At 67.3% G+C, this 15822-nt stretch carries 12 protein-coding genes; 3 read left to right on the top strand and 9 right to left on the bottom strand.

The annotated features are described in order from the left end of the window. Positions 1 to 43: 43 nt before the first annotated feature. The 5 genes from ACYCO6_RS17115 to ACYCO6_RS17095 all read right to left on the bottom strand — a co-directional run bounded on the left by ACYCO6_RS17115 (position 44) and on the right by ACYCO6_RS17095 (position 5904). A complete protein-coding gene (locus ACYCO6_RS17115) occupies positions 44 to 1093 on the bottom strand; it encodes a patatin-like phospholipase family protein (RefSeq protein WP_459773140.1) in 1050 nt (349 codons plus the stop codon). A 124-nt stretch (positions 1094 to 1217) separates the two neighbouring features. Further along, entirely contained in the window at positions 1218 to 2693 is a 1476-nt protein-coding gene (locus ACYCO6_RS17110) for a GntP family permease (RefSeq protein WP_459773138.1), read from the bottom strand. Positions 2694 to 2766: 73 nt separating this feature from the next. Then, a complete protein-coding gene (locus ACYCO6_RS17105) occupies positions 2767 to 4881 on the bottom strand; it encodes an alkyl/aryl-sulfatase (protein WP_459773137.1) in 2115 nt (704 codons plus the stop codon). Positions 4882 to 4977: 96 nt separating this feature from the next. Beyond that, entirely contained in the window at positions 4978 to 5220 is a 243-nt protein-coding gene (locus ACYCO6_RS17100; protein ID WP_459773136.1) for a hypothetical protein, read from the bottom strand. Between the two features lie 72 nt (positions 5221 to 5292). Beyond that, positions 5293 to 5904 (bottom strand): HdeD family acid-resistance protein, encoded by a 612-nt coding sequence (locus tag ACYCO6_RS17095; RefSeq protein ID WP_459773134.1) that lies wholly within the window; start codon positions 5902 to 5904, stop codon positions 5293 to 5295. Between the two features lie 715 nt (positions 5905 to 6619). Between ACYCO6_RS17095 and aqpZ the strand changes: the two genes are divergently transcribed. Next, entirely contained in the window at positions 6620 to 7354 is a 735-nt protein-coding gene (gene aqpZ / locus ACYCO6_RS17090) for an aquaporin Z (RefSeq protein WP_459773132.1), read from the top strand. 606 nt (positions 7355 to 7960) lie between these two features. Here aqpZ and ACYCO6_RS17085 read toward each other — a convergent pair. Continuing rightward, the gene (locus ACYCO6_RS17085; RefSeq protein WP_459773130.1) at positions 7961 to 9946 is read right to left on the bottom strand and encodes an adenylate/guanylate cyclase domain-containing protein; all 1986 of its coding nucleotides are present in this window, start codon (positions 9944 to 9946) and stop codon (positions 7961 to 7963) included. Positions 9947 to 10505: 559 nt separating this feature from the next. Here ACYCO6_RS17085 and ACYCO6_RS17080 point away from each other — a divergent pair. Beyond that, a complete protein-coding gene (locus ACYCO6_RS17080) occupies positions 10506 to 11870 on the top strand; it encodes a cytochrome P450 (protein WP_459773129.1) in 1365 nt (454 codons plus the stop codon). A gap of 352 nt (positions 11871 to 12222) precedes the next feature. Next, positions 12223 to 12615 carry a response regulator gene (locus ACYCO6_RS17075; RefSeq protein WP_459773127.1) on the top strand — a complete coding sequence of 131 codons (393 nt, stop codon included), beginning with the start codon at positions 12223 to 12225 and terminating at the stop codon, positions 12613 to 12615. 20 nt (positions 12616 to 12635) lie between these two features. On the opposite strand, the gene ACYCO6_RS17070 is transcribed toward ACYCO6_RS17075, so the two are convergent. The 3 genes from ACYCO6_RS17070 to ACYCO6_RS17060 form a co-directional block, all read right to left on the bottom strand. After that, a complete protein-coding gene (locus ACYCO6_RS17070; protein WP_459773126.1) occupies positions 12636 to 13853 on the bottom strand; it encodes an RNA-guided endonuclease InsQ/TnpB family protein in 1218 nt (405 codons plus the stop codon). A gap of 542 nt (positions 13854 to 14395) precedes the next feature. Then, a complete protein-coding gene (locus ACYCO6_RS17065; RefSeq protein ID WP_459773125.1) occupies positions 14396 to 14656 on the bottom strand; it encodes a hypothetical protein in 261 nt (86 codons plus the stop codon). A 655-nt stretch (positions 14657 to 15311) separates the two neighbouring features. Continuing rightward, positions 15312 to 15713, bottom strand: a complete 402-nt coding sequence (locus ACYCO6_RS17060) for a cupin domain-containing protein (protein WP_459773124.1) — start codon at positions 15711 to 15713, stop codon at positions 15312 to 15314. Positions 15714 to 15822: the final 109 nt, after the last annotated feature.

Raw genomic sequence — 15822 nt, 5'->3', positions numbered from 1 at the left:
ATCAGTCGAACCTGCCCGGAAGGTCTTCCGGGCAGCGGCAGCGTCACACGCCTTCGAGCAGCCGGTCGAGGTCGAACGAAGGGCGGCGGCCCAGATCCGCCCCATGGTCGTTCAGGAAGGCCTCGGCGCAGCGGCGCCCCTCGTCCCGCAGCATCGTCAGGAACGCCCATTCCGCATTGAGCTTTGATGAGGAACCGAGGCCCGCGACCACGTCGCTGGCGATGTGATGCATGCGCATCGCGGCCCATCTGGCGCATTCCGAGTTGTCCGCGGGCGCGACCTGCCGCAGCAGGGCCATCATCCGCAGCTCCTTGAGCAGGACCGCGTTGAACGAGACCTCGTTGAGCCGGTTGAGGATCTCCCGGGCCGAGGTCGGCGCTTGCGCGCGCTCGACCGGATTGACCTGCACGATGATCGTATCCTGCGACTCGCACTCGCGGACGAGGGGCGTGATCGTCGGATTTCCGGAATAGCCCCCATCCCAGTAGTAGGCGCCGTCGATCTGGACCGCCTGGAACAGGGTCGGCAGGCACGCCGAAGCGAGGAGCACGTCGGCCGTGACCTCGGCGTTTCGGAATACCCGCCCCCGGCCCGTGTGAACATTCGTTGCGGTGACGAAGAGCTTGATCCGGCTGCACGCGATGCGGCCGAAATCCAGCCGCGCGCCCAGGATCCGCCTCAGCGGATTGAAGCCTTGCGGGTTGAGGTCGTACGGGGAGAACACCCGCGCCATCAGATCCGCGGCGAGGTACATGGGCGCGTGATCGAGGGTCCAGCGGCCGAGTATCACGTCGAACGGGCTGCGCTGGAGCGGGCTAAACCGCGCCGCGCGCGAGACGGCGTCCCAGAAGGCCTGGAGCGCCGCGCGCGCGCCCGCGGCCCCGCCCTGCTCGTAGCCGTCGATGAGGACGGCCGCGTTCATGGCGCCGGCCGACGTTCCGGAGATGCCGTCGATCCTGAGCGATGGCTCCTGCAGAAGGCGGTCGAGCACGCCCCAGGTGAAGGCGCCGTGGGCGCCGCCACCCTGCAGGGCCAAGTCAATCAGAACCTGGTCGCGGTTCTGATCTCCTGAGGTGATTGCGCCGATGGACATGTGACTTGGTTCCTTGTCCAGCTGCCAGAAGTCTCAACATCGCGGCATCCTGGCACCTTGGACTCGGTCGCCAGCGATACCATCGACTTTCGAACTGCCCCTGGACGGCATGCACGAGCGTCCTTCAGAATGCTCCGAGGGTCGAACCGAGGGCGATCAGCACGATCAAGGCGATCAGGGCTCCCACGATCCCCACCATGACGATGTCGAAATAGCCTTCCTTGTGCGTCACTCTGCAGAGGGCGAGCAGCGTCACGACGGCGCCGTTGTGGGGCAGACCGTCGAGGGTGCCCGCCCCGATCACGGCGACCCGGTGCAGCAGCGCCGGGCTAATCCCCTGCTCGCCGGCTAGTCGCAGGTAGGTGTCACCGAGGGCGTCGAGGGCAATGGTCAGACCGCCGGTGGCTGAACCCGTCAGCGCCGCGAGCACGTTCGTCGCGACGGACAGCGAAACGAGGGGGCTGCCGCCGATCGACAGCATCCAGTCCCGGACCACACCGAAGGCCGGCATCGCCGCGACAACCGCGCCGAAGCCGACGAGGCTCCCGATGGTCACGACCGGCAAGGCGGAGGCGTTCACGCCCGCATCCATGCTCTCGCGCAGCGCCGGCAACCTGCTCCAATTCAGGAGCACGAGCGCGACGATGCCGGCGATGAGCGCAGTGATGACCGACCAGACGCCGCCGACGGCCATCGACGACGTGCTCCCCCAGCGCTCCTCTGCCAGGAAGGCCGTGTCGAGCCTCGGCAGCACGGCCAGGGTCATCCCGAGATTGACGGCGGCCACCACGCCGATGGGCACCGCCGCAGCCCAGAATGGCGGGGCCGCCTCGCTGCGGTGACCGTGCTGCGCCTCGACCGGATCGAACTCGCGTGCCGTCGTGACGAGCTCACGCAGGCGCTGATCGTCGGCCTCTGCCGGCGCGTTCGGGGCGGGGCTGTAGCCCTCGCCGGCCCTGCGCGCCGCCGCCTCGCGCCGCCCGAGCCACCACAGCCCGAACGCCAGCATGATGGCGGAGGCGAGAAGGCCAAGACCGGGTGCGGCGAAAGGCGTGGTGCCGAAAAACGGCATCGGGATCGCGTTTTGAATCGCTGGGGTGCCGGGAAGCGCCGACATTGTGAACGTGGAGGCACCGAGCGTGATGGCTGCGGGCATCAGCCGGCGCGGCACATCAGCCTGTCGAAACAGGGCGTGCGCCATCGGCGCCAAGACGAAGAACGCGACGAACAGGCTGACACCGCCATAGGTCACGGCGGCGCCGGAGAGGACGACGGCCAGCACGGCACGGCGCACACCCAGCCGAGCCGTGAAGGTCTCAGCGATCGCGCGCACCGATCCGGAATCGTCCATCAGTTTGCCGAACAGGGCACCGAGCAGAAACAGGGGAAAGAACTGAGCGAGGAACTGGGCGCCTGCGCTCATGAAGGTCTGGGTCCAGTGGGCGAGGAGCGGTTCTCCCGCGAGGAGCGCGGCGACGATCGATCCCGCCGGAGCCAGCAGCAGCACGCTCCAGCCGCGATAGGCGAACCACACCAGTAGCCCGAGGCCGACCAGGATGCCGAGCAAGCCGAGGCTGGTGCTGGACGTCGAAGCAGTCATGCGCAACTTTGGGAGAAGCCGAGAGCGAGCCGGGGCTCGGAGCCATCGAGAGGGTCGGGTCGAGCAGCCTCGGCTACTCGACGGCCACCCGGCCGGGATCGGCCCGGTACGGATCGGCCTGCACCGCGTTCGCGGCGCCCCGCGCCTTGGTGCCGGGCAGGATCTCGAAGCGCGGGTCGAACTCCACCATCGTGGCGGCCAGGCGGGTCAGGATGCTCGCGTCGCCCTGAACCTGCGCGGTCCCGTCGGCGATCTGCGCCTCCAGGGTCTTGGCGCCGACCATCGTCTGCTCGAGATCCGAGCGGTTGATGGTCAGGGTCAGATCGGGCCTTTCGGCCTGGAAGCCCGCGATGTTGGTCAGCGTCGCATTCTCCAGCTCGACGATGAACCGCTCGCCGTTGTCCGGCGTGATCAGGTTGATGGTGAAGCGCATCCCCTCCGCCTTGCGGCTGTCCATGCGGATGCCGAGGAAGTTCAGGAACAGCTCGGTCGTCATCGCCCGCACCACGTCGGGGCTGCTCGAACTTGCCGTCGCTCCTTCGGGAATGCCGGAGCGAAGCTCGTAGGCCCCGGCCAGGAAGCTGTTGCGCAGGCCCGGGTTCTCCTGCTGGTAGCCGATCTGCTCGAAGATGTCGGCGAGGAGGTCCTTGGCGGCCTGGTTCTGCGGCTCGGCCTGGACGAGCTTGTTCACGATCTCCTGGGCCAGAAGGTACTGGCCGGTGTCGTGCAGGCGCCGGCCCCGGGCGAGGATCGCCTCCGCGCCGCCCATCATGTCGACGTAGAGGGGTGCGCTCTCGGACGGGGGCAGCGGGATCAGAGTTGCCGGGTTGCAGTCCCAGAAGCCGAGATAGCGCTGGATGACGCCCCGGCTGTTGTGCTCCGGCGACCCGTGATAGCCGCGGCAATGCCACGTCTGCTGCAGGCTCTGCGGTAACGCGTAGACGGTGTGGATCTCGTTGATCGTCACGCCCTGATTCGCGAGGTGGAGCACCTGGTTGTTCATGTGGGCGTAGAGGTCGCGCTGCGCCCGCAGAACCTCCTGGACCCGCCCGTTGCCCCAGCGGGGCCAATGGTGGGAGGCGAACATCACTTCGGCCTCGAGGCCGAACCGGTGCAGCGCCTCGTTGATGTATTTCGACCAGTTGAGGGGGTCGCGCACCGGGGCGCCCCTCAAGGTGTAGATGTTGTGCAGGGACGCGATGACGTTCTCGGCCATCCAGAGCGCCTTCATGTCCGGGATGTAGGTGTTCATCTCCCGCGGCGCTTCGGTGTTGGGCGTGTTCTGGAAGACCATCCGCACGCCGTCGACCTCGAAGGTCTCGATCGGCTTCTCCACGGATCGCGTCGGGGCGATCAGGCCGCTCGTGCCGGCCGAGACGCGCTGCCCCAGGCCCTGCCCGACATAGCCGTGCGGCGCGGCCGGCAGGAGCAGCCCGTACTGGTAGAAGAGCCGCCGGTTCATGGCATTGCCGGCGTAGACATTCTCCGCCACCGTGTGGGCCAGGAAATCGGCCGGCGCGATCACCGGCACCGCGCCGGAGCGCACATCCTCCTCCTTGAGGAGGCCGCGCACGCCGCCCCAATGGTCCCCGTGGGTGTGGGAGTAGATCACGGCCGAGATCGGCCGTCCCTCACCCACATGGTCCTGGAACAGCGCCCAGGCGGCGCGCACGGTCTCCTGGCTGACGAGGGGATCGAAGACGATCCACCCGGTCCGCCCCCGCACGAGGGTGAGGTCCGAGAGATCGAAACCCCGCACCTGATAGATGCCGGGGACGACCTCGTAGAGCCCGTAATTGTTGTTCAGGCGTGAGATGCGCAGCAGCGACGGGTGAATGCTGTCGAACTCGTCCTGCTCCTCCAGGAACCGGAACTGCTGCATGTCCCAGGCCACGTGGCCGCCATCGGCCGGGATGGTCATGGCGGCCATGGGGGCGATCAGTCCCCTTCGCTGCTCCTCGAAATCCGTGTCGTCCGCAAACGGCAAACTGGCCCCAGCCCGACGCAGCACCTCGCGCGTGAACCTCGATGGCGGCTTGCCCTTCGGGTGGAAGTGCTCCGGCAGAGGAAATTCCGCGCCGGGCTCCGTGCCGCGGGCGACGCTCGCCTCCACCATGAGGCAGCCGGCCGCGGAGAACGCGGCTCCGACGGCGGGGAGGGTCTTGATGAACGCGCGTCGCGTCGACATCGGTCAGCTCCATCCCGGATGCGGTGACTTGCGGCGAGACGACCGGGCTGCGCCGGCCGCGGCGACCGCGGCCCGTTCGGCTCACGGGCGCATCGCTCAGCGCCAGGCACAGACCCGGCGTCCGCGTCGCCACCAGCAAACCCTGCGACGGCGCCGACGCGGGACGACGACCACGGCCTGTGCCTGCGCGACGGGCGCGCCGCTCGGATCACCGAGGGGCTCCACCCTGAGGGGCGCGGCATCCACGGCACGCGGCACCGCAAGCAGGCCCGCAGCCGCCAGGGCGGCGGACGAGAGGCCGCCGAGTACGGCGCGACGATGCATCGGTCCCATTGCCATCCTCCGGCTCTCTGTCTGATGTCCATGGTCAGGTCGAGGGCTGGCGGACATCCGCGTGTCCGCCGCCGAGCCTCATCGGGCCGCCGAGCCGATACCGGGCGATGCTATCGCCGGCGCGATAGGCGGCTTGCCGAACAGACCGATCCAGGCCCACGACAGTCCCGCGGCGATCAGGTCGCAGGAGACGAAGAGGCCGATCGCCCACAGGCCCGAATAGGGCCATTGTGCGATGATGGCGGCGCCCAGAAGCATCGAGAGCACGGCGAACAGGATCACCGTGGCGCGCGACATCTGCGTCTCATGGACGATGGCCCAGATCGCGCGCGCCACGCCCGAGGCGATCAGGGTCAGGCCGAGCACGAGCGTGAGCGCGAGCGAGGCTTCGAGGGGACGGAACACCGCCCAGAGCCCGCCCACCAGATAGAGCAGCCCCGCGAGGAACCGAACGGCGCGGGAACGCCAGACCTCGACCTCCGCGGGTTTGGCGAGCGCCTCGACGATCTCGGCGATGCCGGCCGCGATCAGGAGGATGCCATACCAGAGCGTACTGGCGATCGTGAGGGTCACCACCATGAACAGGCCCACGATGCCGAGGATCAGCAGCAAGCTGCCGACCGCGATGAACCACCCGCGGGCACGCCCCGCCTCGACGTTCAGGGTCCCAAAGGTTGCCGTGCTGCCCATACGACACCTCCTATAGATCTCGTGAAGTGTTGAATCGTCTCGCCTTCATTTCACAATCGAAGATTAAACTTCCGAACAGACTGGAGCCGCATTGATTCATGTCAAAGGGCCTCAGTTACAGTCTACACCGCACCGGCATCGATGAACGGTCAAGCACCGCCTGCGCGGCGGATGCGCCTGAAATGCAACGGCCCGGCAGGCGCAAGCATAAAATCGGCACCTTATCGTCTGCGTGGCCAAACCGGACACCGCCCGACGCGAAGAGCTCTCCTGGGAGCGCCACCGGCGCAGCGCGCGACAAGGTAATGGGTCAGCGGCGCTGGTCGAAGGCTGGACAAGGCGCTCGGATCCGATCCCGCTCGACCAAGCCCTTCTGGTCGTGTTCGAGCGAATCCGCGGCGCCTTGGAACCGGGCTGGAACCATGCCCGCGCGAAGGTCCTGCACCCCGGGTGCCGGGTGCCCGAGAAGCCCGGGATTGACCTAGCTCAAACCGGGCCCTGCAGTTCTGCGGTACAAGGGCTTGTCGCGCGTCGGCCGCAGGATGCAGCCAAGCTCATCGCACGTGTCGGCTGTCCAGCATCTGATGTTCCATTCCGCGATCTGAAATCGATGCGGGCCGCCCGATCGGCCCGCCGGGGATTCCGGTACGACACCCGTTCCTCTCGGGCGAACGGGCTCCGGGGTGGCTGCCCCGCCTGACCGCAGGAGGCTTCCATGGACATCCGCAAATGCGCTGCCGAGGGCATCGGCACCTTCTGGCTCACCTTCGCGGGCTGCGGCAGCGCCGTCATCTCGGCCGCGTTCCCGCAGGTCGGAATCGGCCTCCTCGGCGTCGCGCTCGCGTTCGGCCTGACCGTCGTCACCATGGCCTACGCCATCGGCCACATCTCGGGCTGCCACCTCAACCCGGCCGTCACCTGCGGTCTCGCGGCCGGCGGCCGCTTCCCGACCCGGGACATTGCTCCCTACGTCGTCTCGCAGGTGATCGGCGGCCTCGTCGCCGCGGCCGTACTCTACGCCATCGCGAGCGGCGCGCCCGGCTTCGACCTGGCCAAGGGGTTCGCGGCCAATGGCTACGGCGAGCACTCGCCCGGCCAGTACGGCTTCATGTCGTGCCTCCTGTCGGAAGTCGTGCTGACCATGATGTTCCTGTTCGTCATCATGGGGGCCACGCACGGCAAGGCACCCGTCGGTTTCGCGCCGCTGGCCATCGGGCTCTGCCTGACGCTCGTGCACCTCGTCGGGATCCCGGTCACGAACCTGTCGGTGAACCCGGCGCGCAGCACGGGACCCGCCGTGTTCGTGGGCGGATGGGCCCTCGCCCAGCTCTGGCTGTTCTGGGTCGCCCCGATCTTCGGCGGGGTCCTCGGCGGCGTCCTCTATCGCTGGCTGAGCGAGCAGCCCTCGGTCCAGATCACCGGCATGGCTCCGCCCGCTCCGGCGGAGTGAGCGCAGCGGCCGCTCGCCGAAACCCGCCCGGGGGCGAGCGGTGGCGCGTGCAACCGGTCGCGACCGAACCAGCGGCCCGGCGACCGGCGACGGCACGGTCCTCGTGCCGGGCGGGACCTTCCGCATGCACTCGGACCGCCCCGATCCGGACCAACGCCTGAAGGGTCCGACCGCGGGCCCGAAGCCGTTCGCCCTGCGGGCCGCCCCTACGCGCGAGCGAACATCGCATCGAACACCCATTGTGCGTGGTTTTGCCCGCAACCCTGTCCCGCTCTGGCGATCCAAGCCGAAGCCGCCAAAGTCCTGACGATCTTCCGGGACTTTCCACCCCGCCAGCGTGCGGCGCTTCAGCGTCGATCAGATCATCGAGCCGATACGGAAGGCCGCGGAAGCCGCCGGCCCTTGATTCTTGCCGCGCACGCCGCGGGACGTGCCCGCGAGACGATCGAGACAGGACTGGCGCATCGCGACAGGACCACAGGAGGCTTCCGGCGCGCATTGCTCTCAAGGCCGGAACCGGAACGATGCGCTATCCAACGATGCGCCATCCCTTGGCGATGCCTCCTCTTGCCCCGAAAGCCGGCAGACACCTTTCGGGACACTGCGCTAATCCGTCGAACCTTCAGGCAGGCCGGCCATACGGGCGCCTTCGACGATGTGCTGATATTCTTGGACGAATGTGGGATTCCGCGAATAGTCAGCGTTTGCCAGAATGTTGACCGTGTACCCTGGATTCAACTTGAGAACGTTCTCGATCGCGTCTCTCGCCTCCTCCTTGTGGCCCAGCCATGCATGGGCCACAGCGAGATCGATATAGGCGAAATAATAGGGCACATGTCCGACAGACTTGTTGCACCACTTGATCGCTTCTTCCCACTGCTTCAGATGGGTATGGGCGTGACAGATGTAATACTCCCACGCGTTGAGAAGTGGGTCTTTCGGGCTCAGCCTGATCGCCTTCTCCACATACGCGAATGTCTTGGCAGCCTTGCCGGCCCAAAGATTGGTGATCCCGGCAAGAGCATACGCTATGGCCATGTTCGGATCGTACTCGGTGGCGATCTCGATCTCCCTCAGGCCCAACTCGAAGTCTTTCGTTGCCCGAAGCACCTCGGCCTTCACGTAGTGAGCCATCGGGCTCTGCGGGTTAGCGGCGAGACCCTCGTTGGCTAACCGGAGGGCGAGTTGGCTGTCGGCCACCGTGTCCTTGCTGACCCTCGTATTCACGGCCTGCGCGATCGCCCGTGCCAATCCGATCTTCGCCTGAGGATTGTTCTCATCCACTCGCAGGCTTTGCTCGAACTTCGCCCGGGCCTCCAGTGTATTCACGGGTGTCCGCGGCCGGTTCATGGCGGCCCAGCCGAGCATGTTGAGGTCCGCCGCCGTCGGATTGACGGCACCCTCGCGTAATATTCTCAGACCTTCCGCCTGACTGAGCTGGATATCCAAAGTTCGCGCGAGCCTGGCAACGAACTCCGCCTGGATCTCCCCGAGACGGCTACGCTCGCCCTCGAAACGGTCGGCCCAAAGGTGCGCTCCCGTTTCGGTGGAGATGAGCTGCGCGTTGAGAATGACGTGATCTCCGGTGCGCCGCACGCTTCCTTCGAGAACGTAGCGCACGCCCAGGTCGCGGCCCACTTGCTTCACATCGACGGCCTTGCCCTTATAGGTGAAGGCCGTATTCCGTGCGATGACGAAGCTTCCGGCAAGATGCGACAGATCGGTCGTCAGATCTTCCGTCAGACCATCCGCGAAGAAGTCCTGTTCCGGGTCGTTGCTCAGGTTCGCGAACGGGAGCACGACCAGAGACAGGGGCGGGAGCGGCCTGGGCGGCAAACCGTGCTGCACAGCAAGCGTATGCGCGGCCTTCGGGGCCGGTGTCGGCCAGACGGACCACGCCACCACACCTGCGGGCACAAGAGCCACAGAGGCCATCACCAGCGCCAGCCGGCCAAGCCCGAGGCGGCGCCGCGGCCGAGGCGCGGCCTCCGGGGGCGAGAGAGCCATCCCGCCTCTCGCCTCGGGGAGGTCGTCCGGATCGTCCTCCTCGTCGGGCTCGGCCATCGACTGGACGGCATCGGCCGACAGGGCGAAGACGCCGATGGGCCGCGCGATGTTCTTCAGATCCAGCTTGCCCCGGTCTTCGAAGCGGTAAGGCAGCTTGTCCCGGACTTGATCATGAACGGATCGTGAGACGCACAGCCCCCCTGGCTCGGCCAACGGCTCCAGGCGTGCGGCGACATTGACGCCGTCCCCGAACAGATCCCCGTCCGGCTGGGCGATCACGTCACCCACGTTGATGCCAAAGCGGAGCCTGAAGCGTCGCTCCTCGGGCAAGGACGACTCCCAATCCGCCATCACCCGCTGGATGCGAACCGCACAGGATACGGCTCTGAGGGGGCTCGGGAACTCGACCAGGAGGCCATCGCCCATGGTCTTCACGATGCGGCCTTGAGCAGCCTCGATCGCAGGATCCGTGACGGCGCGGCGAAGAGCCTTGAGACGGCGGACCGTGCCCGCTTCATCGGCGCCCATCAGCCGGCTGTAGCCGACGATATCGGCAACCAAGATCGCCGCAAGACGCCTGCCCATCGTGCTACCGCCCTACGCTCGAGGAACGCAAACGTGGCGTTTCGTTCAGAAACCATAACATGAGCGCACGCCCGGCGGGCAAGACCAGGGGCGCCATTACCGATCTTCGACGCACAGGCGCGGATTGTCGCCGATTCGAAAACAGCATCGCGCCGCCCTGTACTTTCGACCAAGTCAGGAGGCGCTCGCTGCTGACCTGCCCCCCGAAGCTCCCGCCATGCTCGTATGGCTCGGAGCCGGACTGGAGCCCCGGCCTGACCTGTTTGACGAGCCTGAAGGGGGGCGCACCGCCTCGAGCGCCGGGAGCACTTCGCGTGGCGGTGAGCGACGTCGTCAATACCGACTGACGGCCTTCAGCCCTGGATCGCGGTGACCGAACGCTCCGCGGGGACCCGCCACCCTGCGGGACATGCACTGGCGGTGGATGGGCGCGATATCGTGACCTCAAGCAAAGCCATTGCCCGTACCCACGAGCCAATCCCGGTTTCACGGTGCGCCTTTGCCGGGCCTTGCACGGATCGCTAGTATAGTCGCGAGCCTCGGCGCGGGAGTGTCGCCGTTGACCACGCTGTCGCCCGTCGTCGATCCTCCTGCTGCCTCGAAGCTGCCAGGACCAAAGGGGCTTCCACTCCTCGGCAGTCTGCTCGACCTCCGCCGCGACCCGCTCGGCTTCTTCACGGATTGCGCGCACCGCTACGGTGATCTGGTCGCTTTCCGCGTCGGCCCGCGCCGCGCATTGTTTCTCAACAATCCAGACCTGATCGACCGCATCCTCGTCACCGAGCACCACGACTTTCCCAAAATCAGCTTCCTATGGCGGCAGTTCACGGCTGTCTTCGGCGAAGGACTGGTGACCAGCCACGGCTCTCTCTGGCAGCGCCAACGTCGCCTGTGCGCCCCGGCCTTCGCCCCGGCGCGGCTGGCGGCCTACGCCGCGGTGATGGTCCGAGCGACAGAACAGATGCTTGACCGCTGGCGCGTCGGCGAGGTCCGCGACCTGCACGCCGACATGATGGCGCTCACCCTTCACATCGTAGCCGAGACGCTGTTCGGCGTCGGCATCGAGGCGGACATTTCCCGCATCGAGGCCGCCGTTGCCGACCTGAGCCGCGAGATGGCCGCGCGCATGGTCCGGCCCATCCTTATCCCCGACGCCGTGCCGCTGCCCGGCCATGTCCGTTACCGGCGCGGACTGACCTGCATCGAGGACGTGGCAACACGCATCATCCGCCAGCGGCGAACCGCCTCTTCCACCGGGCAAAACCTGCTCGATGCGCTGATCGAAGCGCGGGATGAGACGGGTGCACCGATGTCGGATCACCAGCTTCGTGACGAGGCGGTCACCTTCCTGCTCGCGGGACACGAAACGACGGCTCTGGCGCTGACCTGGGCCTTGTACCTGCTCGGGCAGCATCCTCAGGCAAGCGCGGCTGTCGCCGCCGAAGCAGATGCCGTGCTGGGTGAACGCCCTGCCACATTCGAGGACCTGCAACGCCTCACCTTCGCCGAGCGGGTCGTGAACGAGAGCCTGCGCCTGTACCCACCTGCATGGCTCATTGGACGGGAGGCGGGGCGGGCCTGCGCGATCGGCGGCCATTCGATCCCGGCGGCCACACCCTTGTACACGTCCCCGTGGGTGCTGCACCGCGACCCGCGCTTCTGGGCGGAGCCGTTGGCATTCCGACCCGAGCGCTGGACCGAGGATCGGGAGCGGCGCCGACCGCGCTTCGCCTACATGCCGTTTGGCGGCGGTCCGCGGGTCTGCATCGCGCAGCGCTTTGCGGTGATGGAGGCGGTGCTGATCCTGGCCTCGATGGCGCGCCGTTGTCGTCTGGCTCCTCCGCAGGAGGAGCCTGTGGTGCCTTTTCCGTCGATCACGCTACGCCCAGCAGGGCCGGTACGGCTCCGCGTTCATGCGCGGTGATGTACCACCCGGGTCGGGCCGATATTGCCGCGTCTGAATTGCAGAGCTTCAGAAGTCCCGCGCAGAAAATGTAATCCGCGACTGAACCCAGCCGGATTGTCGCAGTTGGAAACATAGGTGCGAGTGGGGTGTCCCCGCCCGCCCTGACGAACGCCGCGGCCGCTTGCAGCGGCTCTGCAATATCGGGTGAGGCGTCCGGCGCTTTATTGCACGCGTGCCAGCCCATTCAGTTTAGCCAAGTCGCACCACTGCTCCACCACTTGGAGCATGGCTGTCAAAAAGATCCATTTGTCGAGGACGCACCGGCCGCCAAGGTGGCGGGCTCGGCTGGTCCCCCGGTGAGGAGATGCTGATGGGGCAGGCACTTATGTCGACGCGCACCGCCCTCGTTGTCGAGGATGATCGCGGCGTTCGCGATCTTGCTGCGGCTATTCTGGAGGAGACGGATCTCCAGGTGGTCGAGGCTGAGAGCGGAGAGCAGGCCCTTCATCATCTCAAGCAGCACGCTGATGAAGTCGCGCTGATCTTCGCCGACGTGCACATCCCCTGCCTGCTCGATGGTGTGGATCTCGCGAGAGCGGTTCACACGCGATGGCCCTGGATCAAGGTCGTCGTGACGTCAGGCGCACCCGGTGACCGGCTGGCGCATCTTCCCTCCTCGGCCACCTTCCTTCCAAAGCCATGGTGCGCTCTGGACGTGCTGGTGGCGGCGGAACAGGCGTGCGAGCAAGCCGCCACCCAATGAACGACCCCATTCCAAGCCGCTCACGCGGCTCTGGATGAGGTTACCGGCCTGTCGGCCGCGGCCAGTTCCTGACCGATGGTCCACAGCACCCAGGCCGAGGCTTGGTCGCGGGTGATCACCCGCCCGTCCGGCAGCACATGGGTGCGCTCGCCCAGGCTCTTCTTCCGGACGAGGCCCGAGACCGGGCATGTCTGGCTGGGCCTGTGCTTGCGTGGATCGACGAGAACGAGTCGGCTGCCGGCTTCTTCCGCTTTGCAGGCCAACTGGGAGAGAAACGACCCGGGAGCCGTGTCGAGGATCGCCCGGTTCAGACCGGCCTTCTGACGGACCTGCCTGCCCGGCTCCTCCGCCGTGCCGCGGGCGGAGCGGGTCAGGGTGCGGATCGCGAGGTCCTCCGTGACGATGATCGCGTGCTTGTGCACGAGCTGCGCCGTGACCTGATGCGTCCGGTCCCTGCGCCGGTTGGCGAGGCGACGCGAGCGCTTGGCCAGCAGCCGCTTGGCCTTGAGAGCCCGTTGCGAGCGCCTGCCGCGCAGCGCCCGCGCCAACGAGCGTTGCACCGCGCGCAGCCCGTCCCGCTCCGCCTGCTCGAACCGCGCGTTCGCGACTTCGCCGAACTGCATCGGCCCGGTGCAGGTCGTGGCGTAGGTCTCCACGCGCCAGTCGATCCCGACCACGCCGATCCCCGCCTCGCGGTGCGGCTCGCACGCGACCACGAGCGAGAGCCACCACCCGTCCGCTTTGCGCTGCACGTCGCAGCCGATGACTGCGCCGGGCGTGCGAGCGAGGCCGCGCGCGTCCATCGCGCCGATGCCCGACACGCGCAGCACGCCGTGCCGCCACCCCGCGCCGGGCGTGAACCGGAAGCCATCGCCGTGGTGCTTGAACCCGAAACCGGGGAAGCGGTCGCGGCCCTTGAAGCGGGGGAAGCCCGGTATCTGCCCGGCCTTCACGCGCCGGAAGAAGTTCTGGAACGTCCGGTCGAGGCGCTTGAGCGTGACCTGCAACGACTGGGCGTTGAGCCCGCGATAGGCCGGGTCGTCGAGCCGGATCGCGGTGACGGACTTGCACTGGTCGGCAAACGAGATTGAGCGCTTGGCCTTGCGCCACGCCGCGATCCGCTCCTCCAGCGCGGCATTGTACAGCGCCCGGTGCAGATCGCAGGCACGTTCCAGCGCCGCCGCCTGGGCGGCGTCGGGATAGAGCTTGTATGTCACGCGGCGGTAGACGGGGGCCATCGCGCAGAACTTATCGTGAACGGATGTCGGGTCAATCCGCGCTCACGCGCGTTGCGCCTTCACCCCCAGCCAAAAGCTGGCGCAGTCTGGCTCGAGCACTGGTGCAGGATCGGTAGGGACGGCCACGAACGTCTTCAACACTGAGACCGGTCCGAAACGCGGAAGAACCGGCGCTGATGCCAGTCAGGCCGATAGCGCCTTCCGCGTTCGCTGTCGCGTGCGTGCACCCGGTGGCCGCGCCAAGTGAGTCGCCGCAGGCGCGGTTCCCTCACGCCGGACCGCACCATCCCGGGCTGCCTCGGGTCGTTCACCCCGATTGCTGAAGCGCTCATCGCGGACCTGCGTGCTGACGGTTCGCTCGGGCGCTTCGCGCCACCTCCGGCGCGTCCTGCGACACCGCCGGGTTCCGCGCGGGAATCGACGGCCGACCACCTGCTCATGGCCCACGGGTTCGCGGAGCGGGGCCGTTTCGCCTCAGTCGGAAGTGACGGTCCGTCCAGACCCGGGCACCCTCGGTCGGAACGGCCGAAGTCCGTCAAGCTTCAGTTCACGGGGCACCCCTCGGCTTCCTGCCGCCGACGTCGCTCCGCATCTTCCTGTGCCTGCTGCTGCCAGCTGTCCTCGGGCGGCGTCACCACTACGCGGGCCGAGGGCAATCCCATGGCCGCCGGACGGCGGGCCCTCATCGGCAGCGAACCTGTCGTTTGCCGGTCGTCGCAGCCCGCCTCAGGCTGATCGCCCTGGGCGAGCGCCGGGCTCGCGCACACGACCATCGTTGCGACGAGCGCAAGGAGCTTCTTCATCCGTGAGGTCTCGGTATGCCATCGCGTCATCCGATGACGGCGAAAGAGAACCCGCCGCAGCCGGGGCTGAGCGGGTTCAGAGGGTCGTCTCGGGGGCGGGCTACCTACCGCGGATGCGCGGCAGACAGCATCGCCGGCTCGGCAGGTCAGAAGCGCGCGCAGGTCATGCAACCGCCACGCTCGGCCCTGCCGCTTGATCTGAGCTCAGGGTGGCGGGGAAGCGTGCCGATCCCACGGGCGGAGACAGCGTCCGCCCCCGCGTGGGAAGCGCCAAGTTGCAGCCTGTCGAGCAACCCGTTCAAGGGCGCGGTACCGAGCTGGGTGCGCACGATGGTACGGGTGGATTGGGGGCGGCACGACGCGCGCGAAAAGGGAGGGGGACGCCTGGACCGGCAGTCATCACCGTCCTGCCGCTCGATCACCTGGCTCATTCTTGGTGTCCGCAGCAGCGTTGCTCCGGCAAGGACTGCGCCCTTGTGGATGACGCCGAACGAGTCGAGGGTGGCTCCCGAGCACTGCGGGTCCTACCGGGGACAATATCTGCGCCGGGACAGCTGGGCGCATCAGCTCGCTCCCCTCAGGATCCTGGCGGCGCCGCACGCAGCCCTGACCGATGCGCCCATCCGCGGCAGCCTTCGTTACCGCCCCGCTTCCGTCAGGGAGCCGGTTCCTGGAGTGGCTTGCCCTTGTCGACAACGTACACGGACAGGATCTTGATCGTCTTGTCGCCTACCACCGTGTAACCGGCATGCGGCACGCCGCGCTTGTTGATGCCGCGCTCGCCCGCCGGGCGTTCCTTCGGCTGTTGTCCCTGCATCTGCGCCACGCCGCCCTCAAGCACGTAGTATGCTTCCTCACCGTTGTGGAAGTGCCGGCCCGAGGTGGCGCCCGGTGGGATCTCGACGAGTTGCATGACGATCTCGCGGCTGTCGTCGCCGGAAATGGGCGTGCGGCCGAGTTCCGTGCGCCTTACCTCCTGCGCTGCAGCGATCCGCATCGGAGACAACGTGCCAGCCGCACAGAGCACTGCCAATGTAATGCCGTGACGTCGGCGCATCGTGTCATCCTCCCGCTTCTCCAAGAGGATGCCGCGGATCGAGACCGTCAGGAATGCACAGAACGCTCCTGACGGTTACAGGCCCTGCGTCCGCTTCACCTTCAGCGCC

The sequence above is a fragment of the Methylobacterium sp. CM6257 genome (assembly GCF_054611515.1).
This window is presented reverse-complemented; position numbering and strand designations above follow the sequence as displayed.

Coding starts and splice junctions, on each gene's coding strand:
- ACYCO6_RS17115 (WP_459773140.1), bottom strand. CDS start 1,093: ATGTCCATCGGCGCAATCACCTCAGGAGATCAGAACCGCGACCAGGTT.
- ACYCO6_RS17110 (WP_459773138.1), bottom strand. CDS start 2,693: ATGACTGCTTCGACGTCCAGCACCAGCCTCGGCTTGCTCGGCATCCTG.
- ACYCO6_RS17105 (WP_459773137.1), bottom strand. CDS start 4,881: ATGTCGACGCGACGCGCGTTCATCAAGACCCTCCCCGCCGTCGGAGCC.
- ACYCO6_RS17100 (WP_459773136.1), bottom strand. CDS start 5,220: ATGGCAATGGGACCGATGCATCGTCGCGCCGTACTCGGCGGCCTCTCG.
- ACYCO6_RS17095 (WP_459773134.1), bottom strand. CDS start 5,904: ATGGGCAGCACGGCAACCTTTGGGACCCTGAACGTCGAGGCGGGGCGT.
- aqpZ (WP_459773132.1), top strand. CDS start 6,620: ATGGACATCCGCAAATGCGCTGCCGAGGGCATCGGCACCTTCTGGCTC.
- ACYCO6_RS17085 (WP_459773130.1), bottom strand. CDS start 9,946: ATGGGCAGGCGTCTTGCGGCGATCTTGGTTGCCGATATCGTCGGCTAC.
- ACYCO6_RS17075 (WP_459773127.1), top strand. CDS start 12,223: ATGGGGCAGGCACTTATGTCGACGCGCACCGCCCTCGTTGTCGAGGAT.
- ACYCO6_RS17070 (WP_459773126.1), bottom strand. CDS start 13,853: ATGGCCCCCGTCTACCGCCGCGTGACATACAAGCTCTATCCCGACGCC.
- ACYCO6_RS17065 (WP_459773125.1), bottom strand. CDS start 14,656: ATGAAGAAGCTCCTTGCGCTCGTCGCAACGATGGTCGTGTGCGCGAGC.
- ACYCO6_RS17060 (WP_459773124.1), bottom strand. CDS start 15,713: ATGCGCCGACGTCACGGCATTACATTGGCAGTGCTCTGTGCGGCTGGC.